Consider the following 3470-nt stretch of genomic DNA (forward strand, 5'->3'; position numbering starts at 1 on the left):
CAGGAAATCTACTACCCCGGCGCGCCGCACGGCCTGACCGCCACCCTGCAAGACCGCATCAACGCCGACCTGCTCGCACGACGCACAGCTGCAGCTCGAAGACAGCGACGACATCGACTTCGATACCTACGTGGCGCGCTACCATGCCGCGCTGAAGGCCCCGCAACAATCCTGACGCCCACGCGGACACCATATCGGCGTATCGTGAAGGTCTTTGCCCGCCTCGACAATGCGGCGGGCCGTCCTTCGCCAGGAGGCCGCTCATGCTACGTTACGTCGCCGCTTTCCTGCTGGCCGCGGCCGGCTGCAGTACCGCCGCGCGTGCCGCAACGCCGCAAGCCGTAGAGCACATAGACCTTGCCCGCTACGCCGGCAAGTGGTACGAGATCGCCCGCCTGCCCACGCCGATACAGCGCCAGTGCGTGGCCGACGCCACGGTGGAATACACGGTTGCGCCGCAAAATGCCCTGCACATCAACAACCGTTGCCGCACCAAAGATGGCGACATAGCGGCCATGTCGGGCACTGCCACGCCGGTAGAGGGCGCGGCGGGCGCGCAGTTCCAGGCCGATTTCCTGCAGCCCGCCACCCAGTACTGGATCATCGGGCTGGATGGCGACTATCGCTGGGCCGTGGTGGGCGCGCCCGACCACAAGACCTTGTGGATCCTGGGCCGCAAGCCCAGGCTGACGCCCAACGAGCTCGAGCAGGCCCGGCAGGCCGCGCGCAAGCATGGCTACCCGCTGGATGAACTGCTCTATACGCCGCAGCACTAGTGTGCTGCGGACATCGGCCGCAGCCAGTCGCGGTGGCGTTGTTCGATATGCTCCCGCACAAAGCCCGCCAGCGCGCGGGTGGCCATAGACGGAAAGCGATTGGGGGCGGTCAGCAGGTAAATGGCATTGCCCACGCCCTCGGGCTCGAAGTCGGGCAGCACTTCGCGTAGTTGCCCGTCGCGCAACTGATTCCATACCGCGTAGCGCGGCAGCAGCGCCACGCCCAGGCCCGCCAACACCGCGTCGCGCAGGAAGGGATAATCGCCCGACTGCAGGCGCGGCGCCACCCGCAGTATCAAGGGGTCGCCATGGGCATGCATCAGGCGCAGGTCGAAGCGCCGTCCCAATGATTGCGGCGCGATCAGCGAACAACGCCCCAACTGGTCCAGGGTCTGCACGGGCCGCCCGTCCAGCAGGAAGGATGGCGCCGCGCACAGGCACCAGTGAATCGCGCACAGGCGGCGCGCCACGTGGTCTTCGGGCGGGGCCGAAGTGATCTTCAAGGCCAGGTCCACCTCGGCGGACACCAGGTCGCCGATGTTGTCGTTGATATGTACGCGCAAAGCAATGTCGGGATGCTGGCGCGTGAATTCCAGCAGCACCGGCGCCAGATACAGGTGTCCCAGGCCGGTGGGCAGGCGGATGCGCACATCGCCGCGCACGGTGCCGCCCAGGCTGTCGATCGACGACTGGGCGGCCCGCATTTCGTCCAGCAGGCGCACGCCGTGCTAGTACAGCAGGCGTCCGGCCTGCGTCAATTCCACGTGCCGGGTGGTGCGGCGCAGCAACTGCGCGCCCAGTTCCGATTCCAGGCGCTTCAGGCGATGCGACATGTTCGACCGGGTCATGCCGCAACGCTGCGCCGCAGCACTCAGGTTGCGCGATTCCACCATGGCGACGAACAGCCGCACGAGATTCAGATCGGGAAGATTGTCAATCATCATTCACCATTAAAGGCACAACCTGGCGGATTGTCGAGCACGGCGCACCTGCCTACCATCGGTGAATATCCTCACTTCTGCTGCAGCCATGTCCGCCTCTTCTTCCGTCCCGTCGGCGCTTCCCTTCCACGGCCTGCGTGTCCTGGATATCAGCCAGGGCATCGCGGGGCCGTACTGCGCGCAGATTCTTTGGCAGCAAGGCGCGGATGTCGTCAAGGTCGAACCCCCGGCCGGCGACTGGGGCCGGCACGTGGGCGTGCTGCACGGCGCGCACAGCGCGCTATCCATTGCCTACAACGTGGGCAAGCGCGGATTGTGCCTGGATGCCCGCCACCCGCGCGGCAGGGCCGTGCTGGGCCATTTGGCGCAACAGGCCGACGTGCTCATCCAGAACTTCCGTCCCGGCGTGGCGGCCCGCCTGGGCGTGGATTACGCCGAACTGGCCCGCGCCAACCCCGAACTGGTCTATGTGTCGATCAGCGGCTACGGACAGGACGGCCCCTTTGCCGATGCCCCCGCTTCGGATTCCGTCATGCAGGCCGACAGCGGCCTGATGTACGCCAACCAGGCCCCCGACGGCGAGCCCCGGCGCATCGGCCTGCTGATGGCCGACATTGCCACGGCCCTGTATGCCGCGCAGGCCACCAGCGCCGCCCTGTACCGCCAGGCGCGCGGCGGCGGCGGCGCGCACGTGGAGCTGAGCCTGTTCCAGGCCTGCGCCGCCCTGCAGGTAAATGACATCCTGGCGCACAGCCTGGCCGGCGGACGCGCCGGCGGCCCGGTCAGCGCGCCCAATGGCGTGTTCGACACGGCAGACGGTCGTCTGTCGGTGCTGGCCTTGAACAACGACCAGTTCGCCCGCCTGTGCCGCGCGCTGGACCGTCCGCAATGGCTGGATGACCCTGCCTACGCCGACAATGGCAGCCGCATGGCGCGGCGCGACGCGCTGCATCGCGAGATTGCCGCGCAACTGCGCGGGCAGCCCACGGATTATTGGGTTGAACGCCTGGCGCGCGAAGACGTGCTGCACGCGCGCGTGCGCGACTACGACGGCCTGGCCGCGCATCCGCAGGCGCGCCACCTGGGCCTGATGGACGAACTGATGCAGCCTGGCACGGCGCCGCTGCCCTACCCCCGCGCGCCGGGCCTGGGCGGCCACCGGGCCCTGGCCGAAGCGCCCGCCATCGGCCAGCATACACGGCAGGTCCTGGCCGACTGGGGCCTGGCCGACGACGATATCGGTGCCTTGCTGCGCGAAGGCGTGGCGCGCCAGGCGCAGGAGACCCAGGCATGATGCGCGCCCTGCTTTGCGAACGCCATGGCCCCGTGAGCGACGTGGCACTGCGCGACATCGCCGACGCCCCGGCGCCCGGCCCGCATGAAGTCACCATCGAGATCGACCATGCCAGCGTCAGCTACGCCACGCGCCTGCTGATCGAGGGTACTTACCAAAGCCGGCCGCCGCTGCCCTTCGTGCCGGGCACGGAAGCCGTGGGCCGTATCGTGGCGCGCGGCTCCCAGGTCAGCAGGCTGGCGGTGGGCGACGCGGTGGTGGCGGTGGCGCGCTGGGGCTGCTATGCGCAGCGGCTGACGCTGCCCGAGCACACCGTGTATGCCGTGCCGGATGGCCTGGATCCGCTGGCCGCCCTGCCCGTGCCGATTTCCTACGGCACGGCCTACACCGCGCTGCTGTGGCGCGCCGCCATGCAGGCCGGCGACACCGTGCTGGTGCTGGGCGCGGGTTCCGGCGTGG

At 68.7% G+C, this 3470-nt stretch carries 3 protein-coding genes and 1 pseudogene; 3 read left to right on the plus strand and 1 reads right to left on the minus strand.

Annotated features, from left to right (window positions below):
- Positions 1-263: 263 nt before the first annotated feature.
- Positions 264-776 carry a lipocalin family protein gene (locus LPZ50_RS23230; protein ID WP_230665226.1) on the plus strand — a complete coding sequence of 171 codons (513 nt, stop codon included), beginning with the start codon at positions 264-266 and terminating at the stop codon, positions 774-776.
- Here LPZ50_RS23230 and LPZ50_RS23235 read toward each other — a convergent pair.
- Positions 773-1717 (minus strand): annotated as a pseudogene (locus LPZ50_RS23235) (LysR family transcriptional regulator). The gene LPZ50_RS23230 and the pseudogene LPZ50_RS23235 overlap by 4 nt on opposite strands.
- An 88-nt stretch (positions 1718-1805) precedes the next feature.
- On the opposite strand from LPZ50_RS23235, the gene LPZ50_RS23240 reads away from it, so the two are divergent.
- Positions 1806-3011: a CaiB/BaiF CoA transferase family protein gene (locus LPZ50_RS23240; RefSeq protein ID WP_230665227.1), complete on the plus strand. Its 1206-nt coding sequence runs from the start codon at positions 1806-1808 to the stop codon at positions 3009-3011.
- On the plus strand, positions 3008-3470 hold a 463-nt coding region (locus LPZ50_RS23245; protein ID WP_230665228.1), incomplete at its 3' end, for an alcohol dehydrogenase catalytic domain-containing protein. The genes LPZ50_RS23240 and LPZ50_RS23245, both read left to right, overlap by 4 nt.

The sequence above is a fragment of the Bordetella petrii genome (assembly GCF_020991325.1).
GTDB classification, from domain to species: domain Bacteria; phylum Pseudomonadota; class Gammaproteobacteria; order Burkholderiales; family Burkholderiaceae_B; genus Bordetella_A; species Bordetella_A petrii_E.

Excerpts from the sequence above, each read along its gene's own strand:
- LPZ50_RS23230 (WP_230665226.1), top strand. The coding sequence starts at position 264 with ATGCTACGTTACGTCGCCGCTTTCCTGCTGGCCGCGGCCGGCTGCAGT.
- LPZ50_RS23240 (WP_230665227.1), top strand. The coding sequence starts at position 1,806 with ATGTCCGCCTCTTCTTCCGTCCCGTCGGCGCTTCCCTTCCACGGCCTG.